General features: G+C 70.0%; 19 protein-coding genes and 1 pseudogene. 9 read left to right on the top strand and 11 right to left on the bottom strand.

All coding sequences use genetic code 11. The features are described from left to right. Positions 1 to 24 precede the first annotated feature (24 nt). The gene (locus DO944_RS10595; protein WP_036306059.1) at positions 25 to 663 is read left to right on the top strand and encodes a hypothetical protein; all 639 of its coding nucleotides are present in this window, start codon (positions 25 to 27) and stop codon (positions 661 to 663) included. A 340-nt stretch (positions 664 to 1,003) separates the two neighbouring features. Continuing rightward, entirely contained in the window at positions 1,004 to 1,888 is an 885-nt protein-coding gene (locus DO944_RS10590) for an aminodeoxychorismate lyase (protein ID WP_112617145.1), read from the top strand. 42 nt (positions 1,889 to 1,930) lie between these two features. On the opposite strand, the gene DO944_RS10585 is transcribed toward DO944_RS10590, so the two are convergent. From DO944_RS10585 to DO944_RS10550, 8 genes are all read right to left on the bottom strand, one after another. After that, positions 1,931 to 2,767, bottom strand: coding sequence for a type IV toxin-antitoxin system AbiEi family antitoxin domain-containing protein (locus tag DO944_RS10585; protein WP_112617552.1), 837 nt, complete (start codon positions 2,765 to 2,767; stop codon positions 1,931 to 1,933). 337 nt (positions 2,768 to 3,104) lie between these two features. Further along, positions 3,105 to 3,884: a phosphate ABC transporter ATP-binding protein PstB gene (gene pstB / locus DO944_RS10580; RefSeq protein ID WP_112617144.1), complete on the bottom strand. Its 780-nt coding sequence runs from the start codon at positions 3,882 to 3,884 to the stop codon at positions 3,105 to 3,107. Positions 3,885 to 3,903: 19 nt separating this feature from the next. Next, positions 3,904 to 5,001 carry a phosphate ABC transporter permease PstA gene (gene pstA / locus DO944_RS10575; protein WP_112617143.1) on the bottom strand — a complete coding sequence of 366 codons (1,098 nt, stop codon included), beginning with the start codon at positions 4,999 to 5,001 and terminating at the stop codon, positions 3,904 to 3,906. 1 nt (position 5,002) lies between these two features. After that, entirely contained in the window at positions 5,003 to 5,956 is a 954-nt protein-coding gene (pstC, locus tag DO944_RS10570) for a phosphate ABC transporter permease subunit PstC (RefSeq protein ID WP_112617142.1), read from the bottom strand. Between the two features lie 79 nt (positions 5,957 to 6,035). Further along, complete coding sequence (gene pstS, locus DO944_RS10565; protein WP_112617141.1) at positions 6,036 to 7,145, bottom strand: phosphate ABC transporter substrate-binding protein PstS; 1,110 nt, start codon at positions 7,143 to 7,145, stop codon at positions 6,036 to 6,038. Between the two features lie 162 nt (positions 7,146 to 7,307). Further along, a complete protein-coding gene (locus DO944_RS10560; protein WP_112617140.1) occupies positions 7,308 to 8,246 on the bottom strand; it encodes an NUDIX domain-containing protein in 939 nt (312 codons plus the stop codon). Further along, entirely contained in the window at positions 8,243 to 10,411 is a 2,169-nt protein-coding gene (locus tag DO944_RS10555) for an RNA degradosome polyphosphate kinase (RefSeq protein WP_112617139.1), read from the bottom strand. The genes DO944_RS10560 and DO944_RS10555 overlap by 4 nt, the downstream gene beginning before the upstream one ends. A gap of 50 nt (positions 10,412 to 10,461) precedes the next feature. Further along, positions 10,462 to 11,160 (bottom strand): response regulator transcription factor, encoded by a 699-nt coding sequence (locus DO944_RS10550; protein ID WP_112617138.1) that lies wholly within the window; start codon positions 11,158 to 11,160, stop codon positions 10,462 to 10,464. Positions 11,161 to 11,268: 108 nt separating this feature from the next. On the opposite strand from DO944_RS10550, the gene DO944_RS10545 reads away from it, so the two are divergent. The 5 genes from DO944_RS10545 to DO944_RS10525 all read left to right on the top strand — a co-directional run bounded on the left by DO944_RS10545 (position 11,269) and on the right by DO944_RS10525 (position 15,860). Continuing rightward, positions 11,269 to 11,559 (top strand): hypothetical protein, encoded by a 291-nt coding sequence (locus tag DO944_RS10545; protein WP_181574215.1) that lies wholly within the window; start codon positions 11,269 to 11,271, stop codon positions 11,557 to 11,559. 171 nt (positions 11,560 to 11,730) lie between these two features. Beyond that, positions 11,731 to 12,336 (top strand): FABP family protein, encoded by a 606-nt coding sequence (locus tag DO944_RS10540; protein WP_112617137.1) that lies wholly within the window; start codon positions 11,731 to 11,733, stop codon positions 12,334 to 12,336. Next, positions 12,336 to 13,424: a folate-binding protein YgfZ gene (locus DO944_RS10535; protein WP_112617136.1), complete on the top strand. Its 1,089-nt coding sequence runs from the start codon at positions 12,336 to 12,338 to the stop codon at positions 13,422 to 13,424. The genes DO944_RS10540 and DO944_RS10535 overlap by 1 nt, the downstream gene beginning before the upstream one ends. A gap of 1 nt (position 13,425) precedes the next feature. After that, the gene (locus DO944_RS10530; protein WP_112617135.1) at positions 13,426 to 14,544 is read left to right on the top strand and encodes an FUSC family protein; all 1,119 of its coding nucleotides are present in this window, start codon (positions 13,426 to 13,428) and stop codon (positions 14,542 to 14,544) included. 104 nt (positions 14,545 to 14,648) lie between these two features. Then, positions 14,649 to 15,860 carry an alcohol dehydrogenase catalytic domain-containing protein gene (locus DO944_RS10525; RefSeq protein WP_112617134.1) on the top strand — a complete coding sequence of 404 codons (1,212 nt, stop codon included), beginning with the start codon at positions 14,649 to 14,651 and terminating at the stop codon, positions 15,858 to 15,860. Between the two features lie 32 nt (positions 15,861 to 15,892). On the opposite strand, the gene DO944_RS10520 is transcribed toward DO944_RS10525, so the two are convergent. Further along, positions 15,893 to 17,542, bottom strand: a complete 1,650-nt coding sequence (locus tag DO944_RS10520) for an amidohydrolase (RefSeq protein ID WP_112617133.1) — start codon at positions 17,540 to 17,542, stop codon at positions 15,893 to 15,895. A 239-nt stretch (positions 17,543 to 17,781) separates the two neighbouring features. Then, a pseudogene (locus DO944_RS10515) lies at positions 17,782 to 18,864 on the bottom strand (MFS transporter); the annotation flags it as partial. A gap of 106 nt (positions 18,865 to 18,970) precedes the next feature. On the opposite strand from DO944_RS10515, the gene DO944_RS10510 reads away from it, so the two are divergent. Together DO944_RS10510 and DO944_RS10505 are read left to right on the top strand one after the other, a co-directional pair. Beyond that, positions 18,971 to 19,918, top strand: a complete 948-nt coding sequence (locus DO944_RS10510; RefSeq protein WP_112617131.1) for a LysR family transcriptional regulator — start codon at positions 18,971 to 18,973, stop codon at positions 19,916 to 19,918. A 31-nt stretch (positions 19,919 to 19,949) separates the two neighbouring features. After that, positions 19,950 to 20,642 carry a HEAT repeat domain-containing protein gene (locus tag DO944_RS10505; protein WP_112617130.1) on the top strand — a complete coding sequence of 231 codons (693 nt, stop codon included), beginning with the start codon at positions 19,950 to 19,952 and terminating at the stop codon, positions 20,640 to 20,642. A 28-nt stretch (positions 20,643 to 20,670) separates the two neighbouring features. Here DO944_RS10505 and DO944_RS10500 read toward each other — a convergent pair whose 3' ends face one another. Then, positions 20,671 to 21,489, bottom strand: coding sequence for a class I SAM-dependent methyltransferase (locus DO944_RS10500; RefSeq protein WP_112617129.1), 819 nt, complete (start codon positions 21,487 to 21,489; stop codon positions 20,671 to 20,673). Between the last annotated feature and the right edge of the window lie 26 nt (positions 21,490 to 21,515).

Here is a 21,515-nt window from a genome sequence, read left to right as displayed (position 1 = left end):
GCCGCTCTCGCTTAGCCTGGAATGATGACGGACGGATCCCGGGACTACCACAAGCCCGTTCGGCGACCCGCCGACGAGTTCGATCGGCACTTCGCGGGTGAAGATCCGGCGGAGGTGTCTCGCGTCGCCCACGCGACGGCGGGTGCCCTGCTGTCGCGGGTGCGCGAAGACCCGAGCGACGCCGTGGTCGACCGCCTCGTCGGATTCACCGCCGAGCACGGCATCGACACCGTCGCCGAGCTGTGGTCGCGATCGCCCGCGAAGTCGCTCCCGGGCGCGCTCTGGCGGCTTTACCTGCTGCAGCTGATGATCCACCGCGACCCGCGCACCGCCGCGCTGCTCTATGAACGCGGACGGGTCGTGCTGCGTTCTGCCGACGAAGTGATCGCCGGGGCCCCCACGCCGGCGGGGCCGGAAGAGCTCGTGGCCCTCATCGACGTGATCATGCGGGGCGTCTTCCGCGGCGACTTCGCGGTTGCGCTCGAACGCGCCGCGTCGTTCTGCCGCGTGCAATCCGCCGGAGCGACCTCGGTGGCCGACGACCACGACGTCAGCGAACCCGACCGTTCGTCGGCGCTGACCGCACGCGCCCTGCGCCTGAGCACGTACGCCGACGACCTGGGCTCGTGCGCGGGGCTGTGGCGCCGCGAGGCTCTTACCTGAGGCAGCGCCGGCGCCCGGACAGAAAGCCGGGAAAAGAGGCCGGAAATGAGAAGTGCCGGGCCGCAGAACGCCTCTCGGCGCGTGGCCGCTCGCAGCGGCTGAAGATGGAGCCCGGGGTTACTGCGGCCCGGCACATACAGTCTAACGGAGCCTCGGGCGTGGGCATTCCCGGGGTAGACAAAACCGGTGGTCGGCCGGTACTGGAGGGGACTCTCGGGCGGCGGCGGGCGGGCCGCGATGCAAGGGATCGTGGGCGACGCGCCGGGGGAGCGGCATCCGTACCGGGGTGTCGCGCAGGATGTCGTGCATCCCGGCACCGGGCGCGTCGTAGGCTCGGCGCATGGCACTGCGTTTCGCGCTGATGATCGACCCGCTCGCGGCGGATGACACCCGGTCGGACTTCGCGTCGACCTTCACTGCGGTCGATCCCGCGGCCCCGGCGCTGACGGTGGGAGAGCTCAGCACCCAGCGCGGCGACGGCATCTTCGAGTCCATCGGCGTGGTCGACGGCCACCCCCAGGAGGTCGAGGCGCACCTCGAGCGCCTGGCGCACTCCGCCGAGCTCTGCGACCTGCCGGTGCCGAACATCGCCCAGTGGCGGGCGGCCGTGGCTGTCGCGGCATCCGAATGCGGTTCGGGAGAGGGAGTCGTGAAGCTGATCCTCAGCCGCGGCATCGAGCACGGACCGACCCCGACGGCGTGGGCGACGGCAGCGGCCGCGGCGGACTTCAGCGAGCCGCGCACGAGCGGCATCCGCGTCGTGACGCTCGACCGCGGCTACGCCATCGACGCGCCCGCGCAGGCTCCGTGGCTGCTCCTGGGTGCGAAGACCCTGTCGTATGCCGTGAACATGGCCGCCCTGCGCGAGGCGCACCGGCGGGGAGCCGACGATGCGATCTTCCTCAGCTCCGACGGGTTCGTGCTCGAGGCGCCGACGGCATCGCTCATCCTGCGGCGCGGCGACACATTCGTCACCCCGGCGCCCAACGGCGGGATCCTGCACGGCACGACGCAGCTGAGCCTGTTCGAGCACCTCGCGGAGCGCGGCTTCGAGACGGCGTACGAGACGATTCCGGTCGACGAGCTGCGACGAGCGGATGCCGCATGGCTGGTGTCGAGCGTCCGGCTCGCGGCTCCCATCATCGAGCTCGACGGCGCCGCTCTCGACATGGACGCCGAGTTCACGGCATCGCTCAACGCCTACCTGCTCTCGCCGCGCGACTGACCCCCGGTCTCGGCGGTCAAGGCCGAGGGTGTGGAGTGGGCATCAGGCGGATGCCGCGAGCTGCAGGCTCGGGTGGGAGCGCAGGGCGCCGAGGACGGCGGACTCGACGAGCTCCCAGTCGTAGACGACGAGCGCGTAGTCGAAGCGCAGTGTCACGTAACCCCATGAGGCGGCGTTCGCGTCGCGAGTGAGGTCTTTGTGGCGCTTCGCCTCGCCGTGGTGATTGGCCCTGCCGTCGAGCTCGACGATGAGCCGGTCGCCGATCAGCGCGTCGACGACGCCGACTCCGAAGACGGAGACCTGCGTCCTCACCCGGAGGCCGTGCTTCCGTAGACGCCACCGCAGGAGCGACTCGAGTCCGCTGTCGGCATCCGTTCGAGCGAGGCGCAGCGCCTGCCGGCCGCGGCCATTGGTGTGCCGGCGGAGCCACCGCAGATCGTCCCTCGTGAGGCGGCGCTGTCGCAGCGCGGATTCGAGCGTGACGAAGAAGTGCTCGGGACCGCGGCATCCGAGGATCTGGCGCAGGACCTGCCGGAGGGGAAGAGGACCGGATGCCGCGTCACGTGCATCTCGGTCCCAGTGCTCGATGCACCCGCACGACCCGTCGTGGTGGGCTCGCTGGCCGGTCTTCAGCCATACGTGCGGCTCGTCGTCGTCATCGAGGGTCCAGAGGCCGTGGTGGCGGGCCGCCGTGACGCACGCCATCGAGCCGCCGTGTGCTGCAACCGCGCGGGCGGAGGCGCACGCGCCAGGGGAGGCATACATCCCGATCCGGATGCGGCTGAGCCGGCCGGAATCGACCGCCGCGGTGATCTCCCGGCGGCTCAGCCCGTCGGCCCGGAGCTCCCGGGTCGTGAAGACCGATCGCGACTCGCACATCTCCTCACCGTGCTCGACCCGGCGCCGACCGGTGGGACACATCGCTCGTTCTGTGCACTGGCCTGGCCCGCCCCGCTCCGTGCAGGAACCGCTGTGCGGCGCGAGCCCGTTCCGCGATGCAAGGGATTCGCCCCGACACCCCGCCCGAACGGCATCCTCACCGGGGTGTCGGCACGGATCCCTTGCATCCGGGCACGACGGCCGCCCGAACGCCCGACGCAGCCCGTCGCACCGGGATGCAAGGCGGAAACGGCGACGCGCCGGGCGAGGAGTCCTCGCACCGGCGCGTTGCGCACGATCCCTTGCATCCCGGCACACGACGAGCCGGGGGCTCGACTCACCCGAAGCGGCCGGAGACGTAGTCCTCGGTGGCCTGCACGGACGGGGTGGTGAAGATCGACGTCGTGTCGTCGTACTCGATGAGCTTGCCGGGCTTGCCGGTTCCGGCGATGTTGAAGAACGCGGTCTTGTCGCTGACGCGCGACGCCTGCTGCATGTTGTGCGTGACGATGACGACGGTGTAGTCGCTCTTGAGCTCCTGGATGAGCTCCTCGATCGCGAACGTCGAGATCGGGTCGAGGGCCGAGCAGGGCTCGTCCATCAGCAGCACGTCGGGCGAGACCGCGATCGCGCGAGCGATGCACAGACGCTGCTGCTGTCCGCCCGAGAGGCCGGAGCCGGGCTTGTCGAGGCGGTCCTTGACCTCGTTCCAGAGGTTCGCGCCGCGCAGCGACTTCTCGACGAGCGCGTCGGCGTCCGACTTCGAGATGCGACGGTTGTTGAGCTTGACGCCGGCCAGCACGTTCTCGCGGATCGACATGGTCGGGAACGGGTTCGGCCGCTGGAACACCATGCCGACCTGACGGCGCACGAGCACCGGGTCGACCCCGGGTCCGTACAGGTTGTCGCCATCGAGCAGAACGCTGCCCTCGACGCGAGCGCCGGGGATGACCTCGTGCATGCGGTTCAGGGTGCGCAGGAAGGTCGACTTGCCGCAGCCCGACGGGCCGATGAAGGCGGTGACGCTGCGGGGTTCGATGTCGAGGGAGACGCCCTCGACGGCGAGGAAGTCGCCGTAGTAGACGTTGAGGTCGTTGACTTCGATGCTCTTGGACACGGAGGTTTCTTCTTTCGGGTCAGCGGCCGGTCTTGGGTGCGAAGAACTTGGCGATCAGGCGCGCCACGAGGTTCAACAGCATCACGATGACGATGAGGGTCAGAGCCGAAGCCCAGGCGCGGCCGACGAAGGCCTCGGCGGGGATGCCCTGGTTCATGTACTGGGTGTAGGTGAAGACCGGCAGGGTCTGCATACGACCGTTGAAGAGGTCGTAGTTCATGGATGCCGTGAAGCCGGCGGTGATCAGCAGCGGGGCGGTCTCGCCGATGACGCGCGAGATCGAGAGCATCACACCGGTGGTGATACCGGCGATGGCGGTGGGGAGCACGACCTTGGCGATCGTGAGCCACTTGGGCACACCGAGCGCGTACGACGCCTCGCGCAGCTCGTTGGGGACGAGACGCAGCATCTCCTCGGTCGAGCGGACGACGACCGGGATCATCAGCACGGCGAGTGCGACCGACCCCATGATGCCCAGGCGGATGCCGGGGCCGAGGAAGAGCGCGAACAGGGCGTAGGCGAACAGGCCCGCGACGATCGACGGGATACCGGTCATGACGTCGACGAGGAACGTGATGCCCTGAGCCAGACGCTTCCCCTGGCCGTACTCGATCAGGTAGATCGCGGTGAAGATTCCGATCGGGATCGAGATCACGGCTGCGGCGAGAGTGATCAGGACCGTGCCCATGATGGCGTGCAGCGCGCCGCCGCCTTCACCGACGACGTTGCGCATCGACGAGCTGAAGAACTCGCCGCTCCAGCTGGGAGCGCCGAGCGTGATGACGGTGAAAGCCACCGAGACGAGCGGCACCATCGCGATGAGGAACGCGACGGTGACGACCCCGGTCACCAGGCGGTCGACCGACTTGCGGCGGCCCTCCACGGCGGCCGAGACCGCCGTGATGAGCACGAGGTATGCCACGGCCGACAGGATCAGCCATCCGGGGACGTTGAGCGCATCGCCGGATGCCGCGGCGATGACGCCGAAGAATATGCCGACGACCACGAGCGAGGCGCCGAGGATCGCCCAAGGCCCCCACTTGGGCAGGTGCCCCGTGGTGAGGCTCGTCGAAGCGCTGCGCGCCGACGTGCTCGGGGGAGTGAGAGTCGCGGTCATGTCAGTTGGCCCCCGAGAATTCCTTGCGGCGGCTCACGATGTAGCGCGCGACCGCGTTCACCGCGAAGGTGACGACGAAGAGGATGAGGCCCGTGGCGATGAGGACGTTGACGTTCGTCCCGTAGGCCTCGGGGAAGGTGAGAGCGATGTTCGCCGCGATCGTCGAGGGGTTGCCCGACGTGAAGAGCGCGAACGTGACCCCGCCGGACACGGACAGGACCATGGCGACGGCCATGGTCTCGCCGAGTGCTCGCCCGAGGCCGAGCATGGCGGCCGAGACGATGCCGCTGCGGGCGAAGGGGAAGACGGCCATCCGGATCATCTCCCAGCGCGTCGACCCGAGGGCCAGCGCAGCCTCTTCGTGCAGGGTCGGGGTCTGGAGGAAGATCTCGCGGCAGATCGCGGTGATGATCGGGGTGACCATGACCGCGAGGACGACGGATGCCGTGAAGATCGTGCGGCCCGTGCTCGAGACCGGACCGTTGAAGAGCGGGAACCACCCGACGTTGTCGACGAACCAGCTGTAGATCGGCTGCACGGCCGGTGCCAGTACGCCGATGCCCCACAGACCGAAGACCACGGAGGGGACGGCCGCGAGCAGATCGACGACGTACCCGAGGGCCTGAGCCAGCCGGCGCGGGGCGTAGTGCGAGATGAAGAGGGCGACGCCGAGCGACAGCGGCACGGCCATGAGCAGCGCCAACGCGGCTGCCCAGACGGTGCCGAAGACGAGCGGCCCGACGTACGACCAGAAGTTGTCGGGCAGGATCGAGGCGTCTTCGTTGGTGGCGACGAAGGCGGGGAGCGACTGGATGACCAGGAAGATCGCGACCGCGGCGAGGGTCACGAGGATCATCGAGCCGGCGAAGAGCGCCGTGCCGGAGAACCAGCGGTCGCCCGCTCGGGTCTTGGCCTTCGGGGCTCCGGTGCGGGTGACCTCGGGTGTGGTGGTCATGGCTTCGATTCTGTGCGACGGACGGGAACCGCGCGAGGTGCCCGGTCCGGCGCGAACCGGACCGGGCACCCGGAGCGTATTACTTGATGGCCTCGATGGCCTCGGTCACCTGCGTGCGCAGGGTCTCCGAGATCGGAGCGGAGCCGGCAGCGGATGCCGCGGCATCCTGGCCCTCGGCGCTCGCGGCGTAGCTGAAGAAGCCCTTGACCATCTCAGCGGTCGCGGCGTCCTTGTACTCGGCGCAGCCGATGAGGTAGCTCACGAGGACGATCGGGTAGACGCCGGCCTCGGTGCTGGTGCGGTCGAGCTTGATCGCGATGTCGGTGGCGGCGCGACCCTCCTCCTCGGGCGAGGCGTCGACGATCGCGGCAGCAGCCTCGGGGGAGTACTCGACGAATTCCTCGCCGACCTTGATCGCGACGGTGCCGAGGTCGCCGGCGCGCGAGGCGTCGGCGTAGCCGATGGTGCCCTGGCCGCCCTCGACGGCCGAGATGACACCCGACGTACCCTGAGCGGCTTCGCCGCCGAGGGCCGGCCACTCCTCGACCGAACCGGCGGTCCAGACGTCGGGAGCGGTCTTGCCGAGGTAGTCGGTGAAGTTGCCGGTGGTGCCCGACTTGTCGGAGCGGTGGACCGGGGTGATCGCGGTCGCGGGCAGCTCGACACCCTCGTTGAGGGCCGTGATGGCCGGGTCGTTCCACGTCGTGATCTGGCCCGCGAAGATCTTCGCCAGCGTCATGGCGTCGAGGTTGAGCGAGTCGACACCGTCGATGTTGAAGACGACGGCGATCGGCGAGATGTAGGTCGGGAGCTCGACGAGGTCGGAGCCCTCGGCGCACGCCTCGAACGGGCCGGCGGTGATCTCGTCGGTCTTGAACGCGCGGTCCGAGCCGGCGAACTGAACGGCGCCGGCCTGGAACGACTCGCGTCCCGTGCCCGAGCCGGAGGGGTCGTAGTCGATCGTGAGACCGGGGTTGGCGGTCTGCAGGCCCTGGGTCCAGGCCTGGACGGCGACCTCCTGCGACGAGGCGCCGCCACCGACGAGGTTGCCCTCGAGGGAGGGGGCCGAGGAGTCGCTCGAGCCGGCGCCGGCGTCGGGAGCGCCGCCTTCGTTCGCAGCGCAGCCCGCGAGGGCAAGAGAGGCCACGGCGGCCACGGCGCCCAGCTGGGCGAGTCGGGAGAGCTTCACTGTGTGAATCCTTCGCATGTTGATGACGAGAACCCGGTGCAGGTTCGTCCCGAACGGTAGACACCGTCCCTTACGAGAGTGCGCTGTGGGGGTGAACAGAAGGTGAACGGCGCTCCCCAGCCCCGGAAAGACGCGGCTATCGGGGGATCATCGCGTGCGAGATCACACCTTCGGCATGTGGGTTTCGATTGCGACGATCCCGGCCCCGGGGTTCTCCCGCGGCAGGTGCACGACCGAGAATGCGCCCGTCTCGAGCGATGAGGCGCTGCCGAGATACGACCCGCGCAGGGTGCCGGTGGCCAGCGCCATCTCGCTGAGGAGGTCGGGCAGCACCGGGCCGTGGGTGCAGAGCACGACCGGCTTGCGGGCGCGCACGCGATCACCGACGACCGACCGGACATCGGCCTGACCGTTCTCCCAGGCGTCCTGCGAAAGGTGCGGAGACTTGTCGATCCGCTTGCTGATCGCGGCCGCCAGGGGCGTCACGGTGCGCACGCATCGCCGCGCGTCGGACGAGATGATGCGGCGGACGCCGAACGCGACGAGCGGGCCGACGATCGCGTGCGCCTGCTTCTTGCCTCGGGACGAGAGCGGCCGCGCGGCATCCTCGCCGTCCCAGTCCTCGCGAGCCACGGCTTTCGCGTGCCGCAGCGCGATGAGGGGGAATGTGTCGATGGCGCGCTCGTCGACGAGCCGCACGAACTCGTCGAGGATCTCGACGTCGACCGGGTAGCTGAGCGCTTTGCGAGCCTTTTTCAGACTCATCCACTCGAGCGCGGCGATCTCCTTGTTCGGTACGAACGTCGACATCCTGATCGCCAGGTCGGTCGCCTCAGCCGCCCAGTAGTGGACGATCTTCTGCTTCTTGCTCGGCAGGTGGTACTTCGAGACACCGACGGGCGGACCGAGCCGGACCGAGATGCCGGTCTCCTCCCGGATCTCGCGCACGGCCGTCTCGGCGAGCATCTCACCGGGATCGACCTTGCCCTTGGGCAGGGTGAGGTCGCGGTACTTGGTGCGATGGATGATCAGCACCCTGACCTTGTCGTCGACCCACCGCCAGACGACTCCGCCTGCCGCGTACACCGCGGTGTCGGTCATCGCACCGCCCGCGCCCGGCGGCGCCGCTGCACCTGAGCCATGGTGCGGTCCTGCAGATCGACCAGCGGCTTGCCGTCGTCGTCGAACGCGTGGCGCGTCCACACTCCGCCGTCACCGAGGTGCCACGAGCTGGTCGAGTCGCTCATCGCCAGGTCGAACAGCGTCGTCAGCTCCTTCACGTGGGCAGGAGCGACGACGCGCACCAGGGCCTCGACGCGGCGGTCGAGGTTGCGGTGCATCATGTCGGCGCTGCCGATGTACGCGATCGTGTCGCCGTCGTTGTGGAACGTGAAGATGCGCGAGTGCTCGAGATAGCGCCCGAGGATCGACCGGACGGTGATGTTGTCGGTGACGCCGGGAAGGTCGGTGCGCAGCGAGCAGATGCCGCGCACCCATACGTCGACACGCACGCCCGCCTGGCTCGCCCGGTACAGGGCGTCGATGATCTGCTCATCGACCATCGAGTTGACCTTGATGCGGATGTGAGCGGGCTTGCCGTCGAGCGCGTTGCGGCGCTCGGCGTCGATGTGCCGAAGCAGCCCCTTCCGCAGGTGGAGGGGTGCGACCAGCAGCCGCTTGAACTTCTTCTCGATCGCGTAGCCGCTGAGCTCGTTGAACAGACGCGTCAGGTCGCGGCCGACCTGCTCGTCGCTCGTGAACAGGCCGAAGTCCTCGTAGAGCCGGCTGGTCTTGGGGTTGTAATTGCCGGTGCCGATGTGGCTGTAGCTGCGGAGCGTGCCGTCCTCTTCGCGGATGACGTGCAGCAGCTTGCAGTGGGTCTTCAGCCCCACGAGGCCGTAGACGACGTGCACGCCGGCCTTCTCGAGCTTGCGAGCCCACACGATGTTGGCGGCCTCATCGAAGCGTGCCTTCACCTCGACGAGCGCCAGCACCTGCTTGCCGCGCTCGGCGGCGTCGATCAGCGCCTGCACGATGGGGCTGTCACCCGAGGTGCGGTAGAGCGTCTGCTTGATGGCGAGCACGTGGGGATCGCGGGCCGCCTGCTCGAGGAACGCGACGACACTCGTGGTGAACGACTCGTACGGGTGGTGTACGAGGACGTCGCCGGCGCGGATGGCGCCGAAGAAGTCGGTGCGCCCGTTCTGCTCGGCAGGCTGGAAGGCGGTCGCCGTCGTGGGGACGTGGGGCTTGTACCGCAGCTCGGGGCGATCGATGCGCGCGAGGTCGAAGAGTCCGCGCAGATCGAGCAGTCCCGGCAGCCGGTAGACCTCTTGGTCGGTGATGTCGAGCTCGCCGAGGAGCAGGTCGAGCGTGACGTCGTCCATGTCCTCGGTCACTTCGAGCCGGATCGGCGGCCCGAAGCGACGCCGGAGCAGCTCGGCCTCGAGGGCCTGGATCAGGTTCTCGGTCTCGTCCTCCTCGATCACGACATCCTCGTTGCGCGTGAGCCGGAACGTGTGGTGCTCGAGGATCTCCATGCCGGGGAAGAGGTCTTCGAGGTTGTTCGCGATCAGGTCCTCAAGCGGCAGGTAGCGCTTGACCGACGTGCCGGTGTTCAGCTCGACGAACCGGGGGAGCATCGGCGGCACCTTCAGGCGCGCGAACTCCTGCCGGCCGGTCTTGGCGTTGCGGATGCGGATCGCGAGGTTCAGCGACAGCCCCGAGATATAGGGGAAGGGGTGTGCCGGGTCGACGGCCAGCGGCATCAGAACGGGGAAGACCTGCGCCTGGAAGTAGTCATACAGTCGGCCGCGCTCGGAATCGTCGAGGTCGTCCCATCCGACGATCTCGATGCCCGCCTCCGCCAGGGCGGGCTGCACCATGTCGCCCCATGCGCCGGCGTGGCGCAGCTGCAGCGCGTGCGCCTCGGCGGAGATGTCGGAGAGCACCTCCTGCGGAGCTCGGCCGACGTTGGTGGGTACCGCGAGGCCGGTGACGATTCGCCGCTTGAGGCCGGCGACGCGCACCATGAAGAACTCGTCGAGGTTGCTCGCGAAGATCGCCAGGAAGTTGGCCCGCTCGAGCACCGGCAGCGTCGGGTCTTCGGCGAGCTCGAGCACGCGCTGGTTGAAGGCGAGCCAGCTGATCTCACGGTCGGTGTAGCGGTGGTCGGGCAGCTGTGCGTCGACGTCTTCGACGGCCGGGTCGAAGTCGTCGTCGTCGGCGTCGCCCAGACCGGAGTCCAGAGCCTCGGTGTCGATCATCCCCTCATCATGGCAGTCCTGCGTGTCCTGCCGGTGAACGAGGCGGAGAGTCAGCTCTGCGCGGATGCGCCGCCGGCGGGAACCGGCTCGTCTTCGTAGACGTTGAAGCGGTAGCCGACGTTGCGGACGGTGCCGATCAGCTGCTCGAGGTCGCCGAGCTTCGCGCGCAGTCGCCGGACGTGAACGTCGACCGTGCGCGTGCCGCCGAAGTAGTCGTATCCCCAGACCTCGCTCAGCAGCTGCTCGCGGGTGAACACCCGCGAGGGGTGCGTCGCGAAGAAGTGCAGCAGCTGGAATTCCTTGTACGTGAGATCGAGCGGCCGTCCGTGCACCTTCGCTGAGTACGACGACTCGTCGATCGTGATGCCGGAGGTCTGGATGCGGCTCGAGACCGCCTCCTTGCTCACACGTCCGATCGCCAGACGGATGCGCGCGTCGATCTCGGCGGGGCCGGCGGTCGCGAGGATGACGTCATCGATGCCCCAGTCGGTGGAGACGGCGGTGAGGCCGCCCTCGGTGACGATGAGCACGAGCGGTGCGTCGATGCCGGTGCTGCCGAGGATCTTGCACAGCGACTTCGCCCCCACGAGGTCATGACGCGCGTCGACGAAGACGACTTCGGCGCTGGGGGCGTTGACCAGCTGTGCGGGTTCGGCGGGGATCTGCCGCACCCGGTGGCTGAGCAGCTCGAGCGCCGGGAGCGCGAGACCACCGCCGTGCGTGGAACTCAGAACGAGAAGCTGTGCCAACGGGGATTCCTCCGGGAGCGGCCGGGACGTGACCTCATCTTAGGCGTTCGCTGGGCGCGGCCTGTGCGCACCGTCGCACCGCGCGACATGGTGGGCCACAATGGGACGGTGACCACGCCCGATCTCGCACCCCCGCGCACCGTCGTCGGAGTCGTCGCCGTCTGGATCGCCGCGGCTGTCGCCGCAGTCGTCGTCGGGATCCTCGCCCCCGCCGAAGACCGGGCCATGTGGATGCCGGTGGCCCTCGGCGGCTGCCTGATCCTCGCTTTCGCGATCCAGCTGGCGCTGGGACGGGTGCGCGGCTTCATCGAGCGCGTGGCCGTGAGTGTGCTCGGCGCGCTGTTCGTCATGGGCTTCGTCGGCATCGGGTTCGGGCTCGCGTCGCTCGTCGGAGCCTGACCGCAACCGCTTGCCACAGGCGTGAACGGTCCGCGCGGGCATAGAGTAGAGACATGGATCTCCTCGTGCTCGAAATCTTCTACGTGGGCCTGCTCGGACTGGCGTCGCTCGCCATCGTCTTCGTGTCGGGTGTCGTCGTGAAGAACCTCTACCGCGGCCAGCGCTGACATCGTGCTCGAGCTGCCCACCGACCTGCCGGCGGACCTCGTCCCGCTGTCGTGGCTGCTCGGAGTCTGGGAGGGCTCGGGCGTCATCGACTACGAGACGGCCGACGGTCATCTGACCGGCGAGTTCGCGCACCAGGTGAGCTTCAGCCACGACGGTGGCGACTATCTGAACTACTCCGCCAGCGCCTGGCTCCTCGATGACAGCGGTGCACGCATCCGCCCGCTGGTCGCCGAGACCGGCTATTGGAGGGTCGCGCGTCCGGCAGGAGCCGAGGATGCGGGACCGGGACTGCTTCCGGCATCCGCACCCGGGCGCGAGCGCACCGTCGACGACGTCGAGGCGCTCCGCAACGCTGAAGGCGGCTTCGACCTGGAGGTCGCCCTCGTGCACTCCGACGGCGTGAGCGAGCTCTACCTCGGGCAGGTCCGCGGGCCGCGCATCGACCTCGCGACGGACGCCGTCGTCCGCACGGCGGGGGCGAAGGAGTACACCGCGGCGACTCGCATGTACGGGCTGGTCGACGGCCACCTCCTCTGGGCGTGGGACATCGCGGCGCTCGGTGGCGAGCTCGCCTCGCACGCGTCCGCCCGTCTGGCCAAGGCCGAGTGATGCCGGGCGACGGCGCGACCTTCGCCGGCGTCGACGGAGCGGTGTGCGACGACCTGGGGCTCACGCACATCGGCAATCCGATGCGCGAGCAGCAGCTCCTCGACAGTGGCGGTGCGGTCGCACCCCTGGGCGACCGTGCAGTGGTCACGGTCGCAGGCCCCGACCGGCTCAGTTGGCTCGACTCGCTCACGTCGCAGGCGCTGACGCAGCTGCTCCCGGGGGAGAGCACCGAACTGCTCGTGCTCGACCCGCACGGTCACGTAGAGCACGCGGCATCCGTCGTTGATGACGGCGAGACGACCTGGCTCATCACCGATGTCGAGCGTCTCGAGGCGCTGATCACCTGGCTCACGCGCATGCGGTTCCGGCTGCGGGTCGAGGTCGTCGATCGTTCCGGCGACACGGCGGTCGTCGGCGGAACGGCATCCGCAGTGGCCGATCTCGCATCGTCCGCCGTGTGGCGCGACCCGTGGCCCGAGGTCTCGATCGGAGGGTGGGGGTACGCGGCCGGCGAGGGGCATCCCGGCGCCGGACGCGACTGGGCCGAGGCGGTCGTCGACCGCGAGGAGCTCCACCGGCTCGCCGACGATGCCGCCGCGGGCCGTCGCCGTGTCGCCGGGCGATGGGCCGCGGACGCCCTGCGCGTCGCCGCGTGGCGGCCGCGCGCGGCCACCGAGGCCGACGGCATGACGCTTCCCCACGAGGTCGACTGGCTCCGCACCGCCGTCCACCTGTCGAAGGGCTGCTACCGCGGCCAGGAGACGGTGGCGAAGGTGCACAACCTCGGCCACCCGCCCCGCCGGCTGGTGGCCTTGCAGCTCGACGGCAGCGACGCGGTGCTTCCGGAACGCGGAGCGGTCGTGCGCCGCGACGGCGACGAAGTCGGTCGCATCACCTCGGTCGCCCGGCACTTCGAGCAGGGCCCGATCGCCCTGGCCATCGTCAAGCGGTCGGTGCCCGTCGACGCCGAGCTCGTGGTGGACGCGGACGGCGAGAGCGTGGCCGCTGTGCAGGAGGTCGTCGTGCCGCCCGACGCCGGGCGCACCGCTGCGCCGCCGAGGCTGCCCCGCCTGAGCCGCCGCACCTGACGTGTCGCCCGAGCGCTCCGACGAGCCGCCCGCCGTCACCGCACCCATCGCGACCGGCTGGCGGGCGCGCGTGCGCCCGCGACGGGGTTTCGAGCGCGCGCGCGACTCCGCTCCGGCGATCGTGCAGATCGTCGTCGCGGCATCCGCGGCCTACGCCTTCGCGCACCTCGCGCTGGGGCATCCGTCGCCCCTGCTCGCGGCGACCGTGACCATCTCGAGCCTGGGTCTGGTGCGCGACGCGCGGCCTCGTCGGGTTCTCGAGACGGTGATCGGGATGCTGGTGGGCGTGCTCGTCTCGGAGCTCATCGTGGTCGTCGTCGGATCGGGAACCTGGCAGCTCGCCCTGGCTCTCGCCGCGACGCTGCTCACCGCACGGGCGCTCTCGGCGCAGCCGAGCTTCGCGATCTCGGCGGCGATCCAGTCGGTGATCGTGATCGCGATTCCCGGAAGCATGCCGTTCCTGCGCCTGGTCGACGGATCGGTGGGAGCGGTGGCCGCGCTGCTGGCGACGGCCCTGCTGCCGCGCCGGCCGCTGCGCGAAGTCTCGCGCGCGGGCCGCGCCCTGTTCGCGGACTTCGACGGCGCGGCGGCGACGGTCATCCAGGCGCTGCGCCGCGGCGACCGCGTGCGTGCCGACCGCGGACTCGAGAAGGCGCGGGCGCTGCAGCCGCTCGTCGACGACTGGACGACCTCGCTGGACTCCGGGCTCGCCGTAGCGCGCATCTCGCCGTTCCTCCGGCGCCAGCGTGAGGAGCTGCAACGGCAGGACCGGATGCGCGCATCCCTCGACCTCGCGACACGCAACCTCCGGGTCATCGCGCGCCGCGTGGTGTACGCCCTCGAAGACCGCCAGCCGCGCCCGATCGCGGCGGACCTGCTCGCCCAGATCGCGCGCGCCGCCGACCTGCTGGGCCAGTCGATCGACGACATCGCGCTGGAACCGGCCGCCCGAGAGTCGCTGCTCGCGGTCGCGACCCGGCTCGATCCGACCAGTCTGGCGCCCGGTTCCTCACTCGGCGACCAGAACGTCATCACGGCGCTGCGTCCACTGGTCGTCGATCTGCTCACGGCGGCGGGGATGCCGCAGGCCGAGGCCCGCGCGGCGATGCCGCGGATCTGAGCGCCCGCCGACGGTACGGCAGGCAGCAGGGGTTCGCAACCGCCTCGCGCGGCATCCCGGCCTCTCCCTAGCGTGGTCGTCTTCCCCTGGAGTGAGGAGCGATCATGAAGGCAGTCGTCTGGCACGGCATCGGCGACATCCGGCTCGACGAGGTCGAGGAACCGCGCATCGAAGACGGGCATGACGCCATCGTCCGCATCACCCGGAGCGCGATCTGCGGCACCGATCTTCATTTCATCCGCGGCACCATGTCGGGGATGAAGGAGGGCACCATCCTCGGACACGAAGCGGTCGGCGTCGTGACCGAGGTCGGCGAACATGTCCGCGGCTTCCAACCCGGCGACCGTGTCGTGATCAACTCGACGATGTCGTGCGGCGCGTGCCGTTACTGCCGCGACGGGCACACCGCGCAGTGCGATGTGGCGAACCCGAACGGGCCGCACGCCGGCACATCCTTCTTCGGCGGGCCCGAGGCGACGGGTCCGGTCAACGGCCTGCAGGCCGAGTATGCGCGCATCCCGTGGGCACAGAACACGATGACGAAGCTGCCCGACTCCGTCACGGACGATCAGGCGATCCTGCTCTCCGACATCTTCCCGACCGCCTGGTTCGGCGCTCAGCTCGCCGGTGTCTCCCGGGGCGACATCGTCGTCGTGCTCGGAGCGGGGATCGTCGGGCAGTTCTCCGTCGTCTCGGCCTTCAAGCAGGGGGCGGGACGCGTTATCGTCGTCGACGGCGTCGCGGATCGCCTCGCACAGGCACGGACCCTCGGGGCAGAGGTCGTCGACTTCAACGACGTCGACCCCGTGTCGGCCGTCATGGAGCTGACGAACGACATCGGGGCCGACTGCGTCATCGACGCCGTGGGGGTGGATGCCGAGCGTCCGGCTCGCGGGCCGGCCGCTCCGGATGACGACGCCGCGGCGGGATTCGACGAAGAGGTCGCGCAGGTCGCGCCCGACATCGCACCCCAGGGCGATCTCTGGCGACCGGGAGACGCTCCGTCGCAGGCGTCGCGCTGGGCGGTCGAGATGGTCGCCAAGTACGGCCGCATCGGGATCATCGGGGTCTACTCACCGCTGGCCGAGGTCTATCCGATCGGGCAGGCCATGAACAAGAACCTCACGGTGCGGATGGGTAATTGCGATCACCACAGCGTCACGCCTCCGCTGATCGACATGGTCGCCGCCGGTGTCTTCGATCCCACCGCCCTCATCACGGCGCACGAGTCGCTGGCGGGCGTCATCGATGCGTACGAGGCCTTCGACCGCCGCGAGCCCGGCTGGATCAAGGTCGCCCTCGACATCGGCGGCTGATCCGGCCGGGCGTCACCGCAGCTGCGGCACCATCACGACACGACCGCGCCGCGGTCGTGCACGAGTTCGCCTCCGACGATCGTCGCGCCCACCTGTATCGACGAGATGCGCGTGGGGTCGACCTCGAGCAGGTCGTCGCTGAGCACCGCGAGGTCGGCGAGCATCCCGCGGCGGATGGTGCCCTTGACATGCTCTTCGCGCGCGGCGTAGGCGGAACCGTAGGTATAGGCCCGTAGAGCCTGTGCGGGGGACACCGCTTCGGCGGGCGCGAGCGGCACACCGGCCGCCGTGCGGCGGTTGACCATGTCATGGATGCTCGCGATCGGGTCGGGGTGCACGATGGGGGCGTCGGTCGAACCGGGCAGCTCGACACCGCGGTCGAGCCAGGTCCGCATGCGGTAGACCATGTCGGCGCGCTCGGGTCCGACGGCCGCGAGCAGGCCGTCGCCGGTCTCGGAAACGAACCGGCCCTGCGGGCTCGGGATGAGGCCGAGTGAGACGACTCGGTCGATCTGGTCGGGACGCGAGACGCCGCAGTGCTCGATGCGGTGCCGCGGATCATGACGGGGGAACTCCCGCTGCGCGGCGTCGACGGCATCCATCAGCGCATCGAGCGCTCGGTCGCCGATCGCATGAGTGGCGATCTGCCAGCCGTTGCGGTGCGCGTCGCGGATCATCTCGCGCAGCTGCGGTTCCTCCCACACCAGGAAGCCCCGGTTGCCCGGGTCGTCACTGAAGTCGCAGCACATCGCCGCTGTGCGTCCGATGAGCGAGCCGTCGCTGAGTACTTTGGTCCCCGAGATGCGCAGTCGGTCGTCGCCGAGCCCGGTACGGGCTCCCAAGTCGAGCCCCCATCCTCGTGCGCCGCCGCCGATCGCGCCCAGGTCGTGCATGACGCGGATGTAGGGCATGGCGTTGATGCGCAGGCGGATGTCGCCGGCCTCGATTCCCTCCTGGTAGGCGCGCAGCTCGATGGGGCTCTGCCCGATCTGCCCCGGTGCCCCGATGCCCGGTTCGGTCACGGTCGTGATGCCGTATCCCAGCAGGTCGGCCGAGGCCAGCCGAGAGCCCTCGCGGTGCGTATCGAGTGCCACCGGCAGGAACCCGCCCGTGACGAGCTCCTGCGCCCGCTCCTGCAGCAGGCCGTCGGGGTGGCCGTCGGCGTCGCGTGAAATGTGTCCGCCGTCGACGTGATGCGGCAGCGCGGAGGGGTCGAGGCCCATGGCCCGGAAGGCGGCGCTGTTGGCGACGCCCATATGTCCCGAGGTGTGTTCGAGGTAGACCGGGTTGTCGGGCGCGATGCGATCGAGATCGGCCAGCTGCGGGTGGCGGCCGAGCTTGTTCTGGTCGTGTCCGCGCCCGAGCACCCACGCGCCGCGAGCGGTGGCAGCCACGGCCGTCGCGATCGCCGCGTAGACGGCGTCGAGGTCGGGCTGTGCCGTGTGCGAAAGATCGAGCCGGAGGAGCTTCTGCCCGTGGAGGCTGAAGTGCAGGTGCGCGTCATGGAAGCCCGGCACCGCGGGAGCGCCGCCGAGGTCGAGCACGCGCTCCGCGGTCGCACCGTCGATCTCCTCATCGACCCCGACGACCCGCCCAGCGAAGACCCCGACCCGCGAGACCATCGGTCGCTCGGCATCGCCGGTGCGGATGCGCCCGTTCTCGATGATCGCGTCGAGTCTCATGCGGACACCTCGCGCTCGCGCTTCTCCGCGGCGGCCGAGAAGCCGCTGCGCACCGTCACGCCCACGACACCTACGAGGGTGATGCCGATGAGGATGACGTAGAAGACCGCGATCCCGACCCAGCTGCCCCCGCCGATGTTCAGCGCGAGCTGTGCGAGCAGGGGAGTGGTGCCGCCGATGAGGGTGGCGCACAGCTGATACGCGGCCGAGATGCCCGTGTAGCGGATGCGCACGGGGAACGCCTGAGCGAGGAAGCCGGCGAGCACCGCGTAGTAGCCCGAGGTCGGGATCATGACCGCCGCGAGAACCAGGAAGATGCCGAGTGGCTCGCCCGACGAGATGACGAGGAATGCCGGGAACGCTATGACGATCGCCGCGACGAGGCTGACGACCATGAACCGTGCCGTCCCGACGCGTTCGGCGATGCGCGCCGCGATCGGCTGCCAGGCGAACTGCACGAAGACCGTGCCGAGCAGGATCATCAGCATCGTCTGACGGTCGACGCCCAGCTGAGTCGTCGTGTACGAGAGCATGAACGTCGAGGTGAAATAGGCGCCGCCGATGCCGAGGCCGCACGCGAGCACGCCGACCAGCAGGGTGCCCCAATGATGACGCAGCAGCTCGCTGATCGGAATGCGGGGCACATTGGCATCCGACGCAGCCGCCTCGAACTCGGGCGACTCCTCGACCTTGAGCCGGATGAGCAGCCCGACGGCGACGAGCACGGCCGAGGCGAGGAAGGGCACCCGCCAGCCCCACGAGAGGAAGGCCTCCTGGTCGAGCAGCCCCACGAGCAGGAACGCGACGGTGGCGAGGATACTGCCGACCGGTGAACCCTGCTGCACCCACATCGCCGACCGCACGCCCCGTCCCTTCTGCGCGCTCTCCGAGGCCATCAGGACGGCTCCGCCCCACTCGCCGCCGACCGCGAACCCCTGTGCGGCCCGCAGCACGATGAGCAGGATCGGGGCGGCCATGCCCCAGGCGTCGGCCCCGGGGAGGAGCCCGATGAGGAAGGTCGCGACGCCCATGATCATGAGCGTGACGACGAGCGTGTTCTTGCGTCCGAGACGGTCGCCGATGTGGCCGAAGAAGAGTCCGCCGAGGGGCCGCGCGAGGAAGCCCGCCCAGAAGGTCGCGAACGATGCCAGCAGCCCGATGGCCGGATCCGCGCCGGGGAAGAACACCGTCGGCAGCACGAGAGCGGCTGCGGTTCCGAACAGGTAGAAGTCGTACCACTCGATCGAGGTGCCGACGAACGAGCCGAAGGCGGCGCGGCGGGCTTTGCGCTCATCGTGGAGCGCGGAGGCGGAAACGGTCATGGGGTCGGGTCCTCTCGTATCGACGCAGCAGCGCCGTCCGGCCATGCTCCCGAGAGCCCGCCATGTTGTCGAATGATATTCGGGCATTGAGGTATGTTCTCGATGCATGGCCGACCTGTTCGCTTTCGCGTCTTTCGCCGCCGTCGTCGAGGAGGGCTCGATCTCGGCGGGTGCGCGTCGCCGCAGTATCACGCAGCCGGCGATGTCACGGCAGATCCAGCGGCTCGAGGAGGAGCTCGGGGTTCGCCTGCTGGTCCGGGGCAACGGGCCGGTGCGCCCGACTCCGGCCGGTGCCAGATTTTACGATCGCGTAACCGACCTGCTCGCGCTCGCCGAGAACGTCGTGGGACGGACCAAGCAGGAGAGCGGGCAGACCCGAGCCATTCTGCACGTCATCGCGCCGTCGGCGACCATCACGTCGGCGATCGCCCCCTACCTCGTCGCACGGGGTGCGGCCGCGCCGGTGCTCGACTGCGACGACGCCGACCCGTTCCGCGTGTTCGACCTGGCCGCCACGCGAGGCGCGGACCTCGGGATCTCGACGACGACGCCGCGGCCGGGGTGGCGTGGGCGCCGTCTGTCCGCAGCGCGCGTGTGGGCTCATGTGCCGCGCGAGCACGACCTCGCGCGGCGCGCGGAGGTCGGCGTCGGCGAGCTCGTGCAGCATCCGCTCGTGCTGCTGACGCCCAACAGCGCGGCGCGACGTGCCCTCGACCACGAGGTCGGCCGGGCCGGCCTCGCCTACGACGACCCCATCACCGTGCGCCAGCCCGCGATCGCTCGCGCGCTGGTGGCCGCGGGACGCGGGATCGCCGTGCTGACGGACGACCCGGCTCCGGGAACGGTGACGGTCCCGATCGCCGGGGCTGACGGATGCCTCGAGGCGCAGTTGTACGCGGGGTGGGATGCGGACGGGCCGCGGGCTCCGCTCATCGAAGCCGTCGTCGACGACTTGGCGGGCTTCCTCGCCGAGCGCGGTCGCGGGCGGGCGCGGCAAGCCGCGCGCCGCAGCCGCCTCGTGAGATCGGCCGGATCCGAGCCCGAGGGCCGCTGAGCGTGTTCGATAGGAGACGAGGAGCCACACCATGACCAGTGAGAACATCCCGTCCGCCGCCGACGCCCCCACGGCCGCGGATCTGCTGCGCCGCGCACTGGCCTCACCCGACGGGTCGGAGCGGGTTCGCAGCGCGATGGCGGCGGGAACCTACCCGCGTCCCGAGTACGTTCCGGTGCTCGTCGAGCAGTGCGCGCACGAGCCCGACCTCACCGTTCGCGAGACCCTGACCTGGGCCCTCACCCGGCAGGACCGCGACACGACTCTCGATCGGGTGCTTCCCGAGCTCGGATCGCCGTTCCCGAGGGCACGGGCTCAGGCGCTCCACACGCTCTCGAAGATCCGCGACCCCCGGGCCTGGCCCGCGATCACATCGGAGCTCTTGCACGACGAGAACGCCGACGTCGCGCGGACCGCGTGGCGTACCGCAGCCGGACTCGCACCCGAGGCCGAGCGCGCCGCGCTCGCATCGGAACTGGCGGCGCACTTCGGCCTCGGGCCGGACGATCTGCAGCAGAGTCTGAGCCGGGCGTTCGTGATGCTCGGCGAATCGGGCCGCGACGCGATCGACCGGGCTGCGGCAGCGGGGGAGTGGAACGTCCGCGTGCACGCCCTCGCGACGGAGCACCTCGTCTCGTACCCCGAGGAGGGCTACGAAGCCGCTGTCGCCGTCGCTCGCCGTGCTGCGGCGCGACGGGACGCCGCTGACTGGAACGAGGGCTGACCTCGCGCGATGACGGACGCGGCGGGCGTCAGTGCGGCGCGACTGCGCTCCAGGGAACGGTGAACTCGCCCAGGCGCCACCGTGAACGGTCGCCGAGGTCGATTCCGCGGTCAGCCATCGCCCCCAGGGCCGTCCGCCACCGTTGCACCGGGCCGAAAGCGGATGCCGGCGCGGCCCGTCGCCACTCGTCGTCGAGCGACGACAGCAGCTCGTGCACCCGCTCACCCGCGACGTTCCGGTGGATGAGCGCCTTGGGCAGCCGTTCGGCGGCGATCGCGGGGGAGTCGAGCCCCGCGAGACGGAGCGAGATCGTGAGGCTGCGGGGTGCGGCATCCGGGCCCACCTCGATCCAGGTGCTCACCCGGCCGATCTCGTCGCACGTGCCCTCGACGAGCATCCCGTCGGGCGCGAGGCGCGACGTCATCCGGGACCACGCGTCGGCGACATCCGCCTCGTCGTACTGGCGCAACACGTTGAAGGCGCGGATGATCGCCGGCCGTCGGCTCCCCGGCACGGGCACCTCGAACCCGCCTCGCGCGAATCCGACGCGGGCGTCCGGGGCGAAGGGCGTCCGTCCGACCCGCACCTCCTCGAGCTGCGTGCGCGCGCGAGCGACGCGCTCGGGATCGATCTCGAGCCCGAGCACCTCGACGTCGGGTCGCGCGGGGCGCAGGCGTGCCTCCAGCTCGAACGCCGTGACGCCGCTCGCGCCGTAGCCGAGGTCGATCACCAGGGGGTCGGCGCACCGGCGCAGCACGGGATGCCGCGCGATCCAGCGATCGACGCGACGCAGGCGGTTCGTGTTCGTGGTTCCACGGGTGGCCTGCCCGATATGTCCCGGGGCCATGACCCCATGATCGCAGGCCCCGGCTC

Source organism: Microbacterium sp. SMR1 (genome assembly GCF_003289625.1).
In the GTDB taxonomy this organism is placed as follows: Bacteria; Actinomycetota; Actinomycetes; order Actinomycetales; family Microbacteriaceae; genus Microbacterium; species Microbacterium plantarum.
Note: the sequence above shows the minus strand (reverse complement) of the source record. Positions and strands in the feature narration are given on the sequence as shown.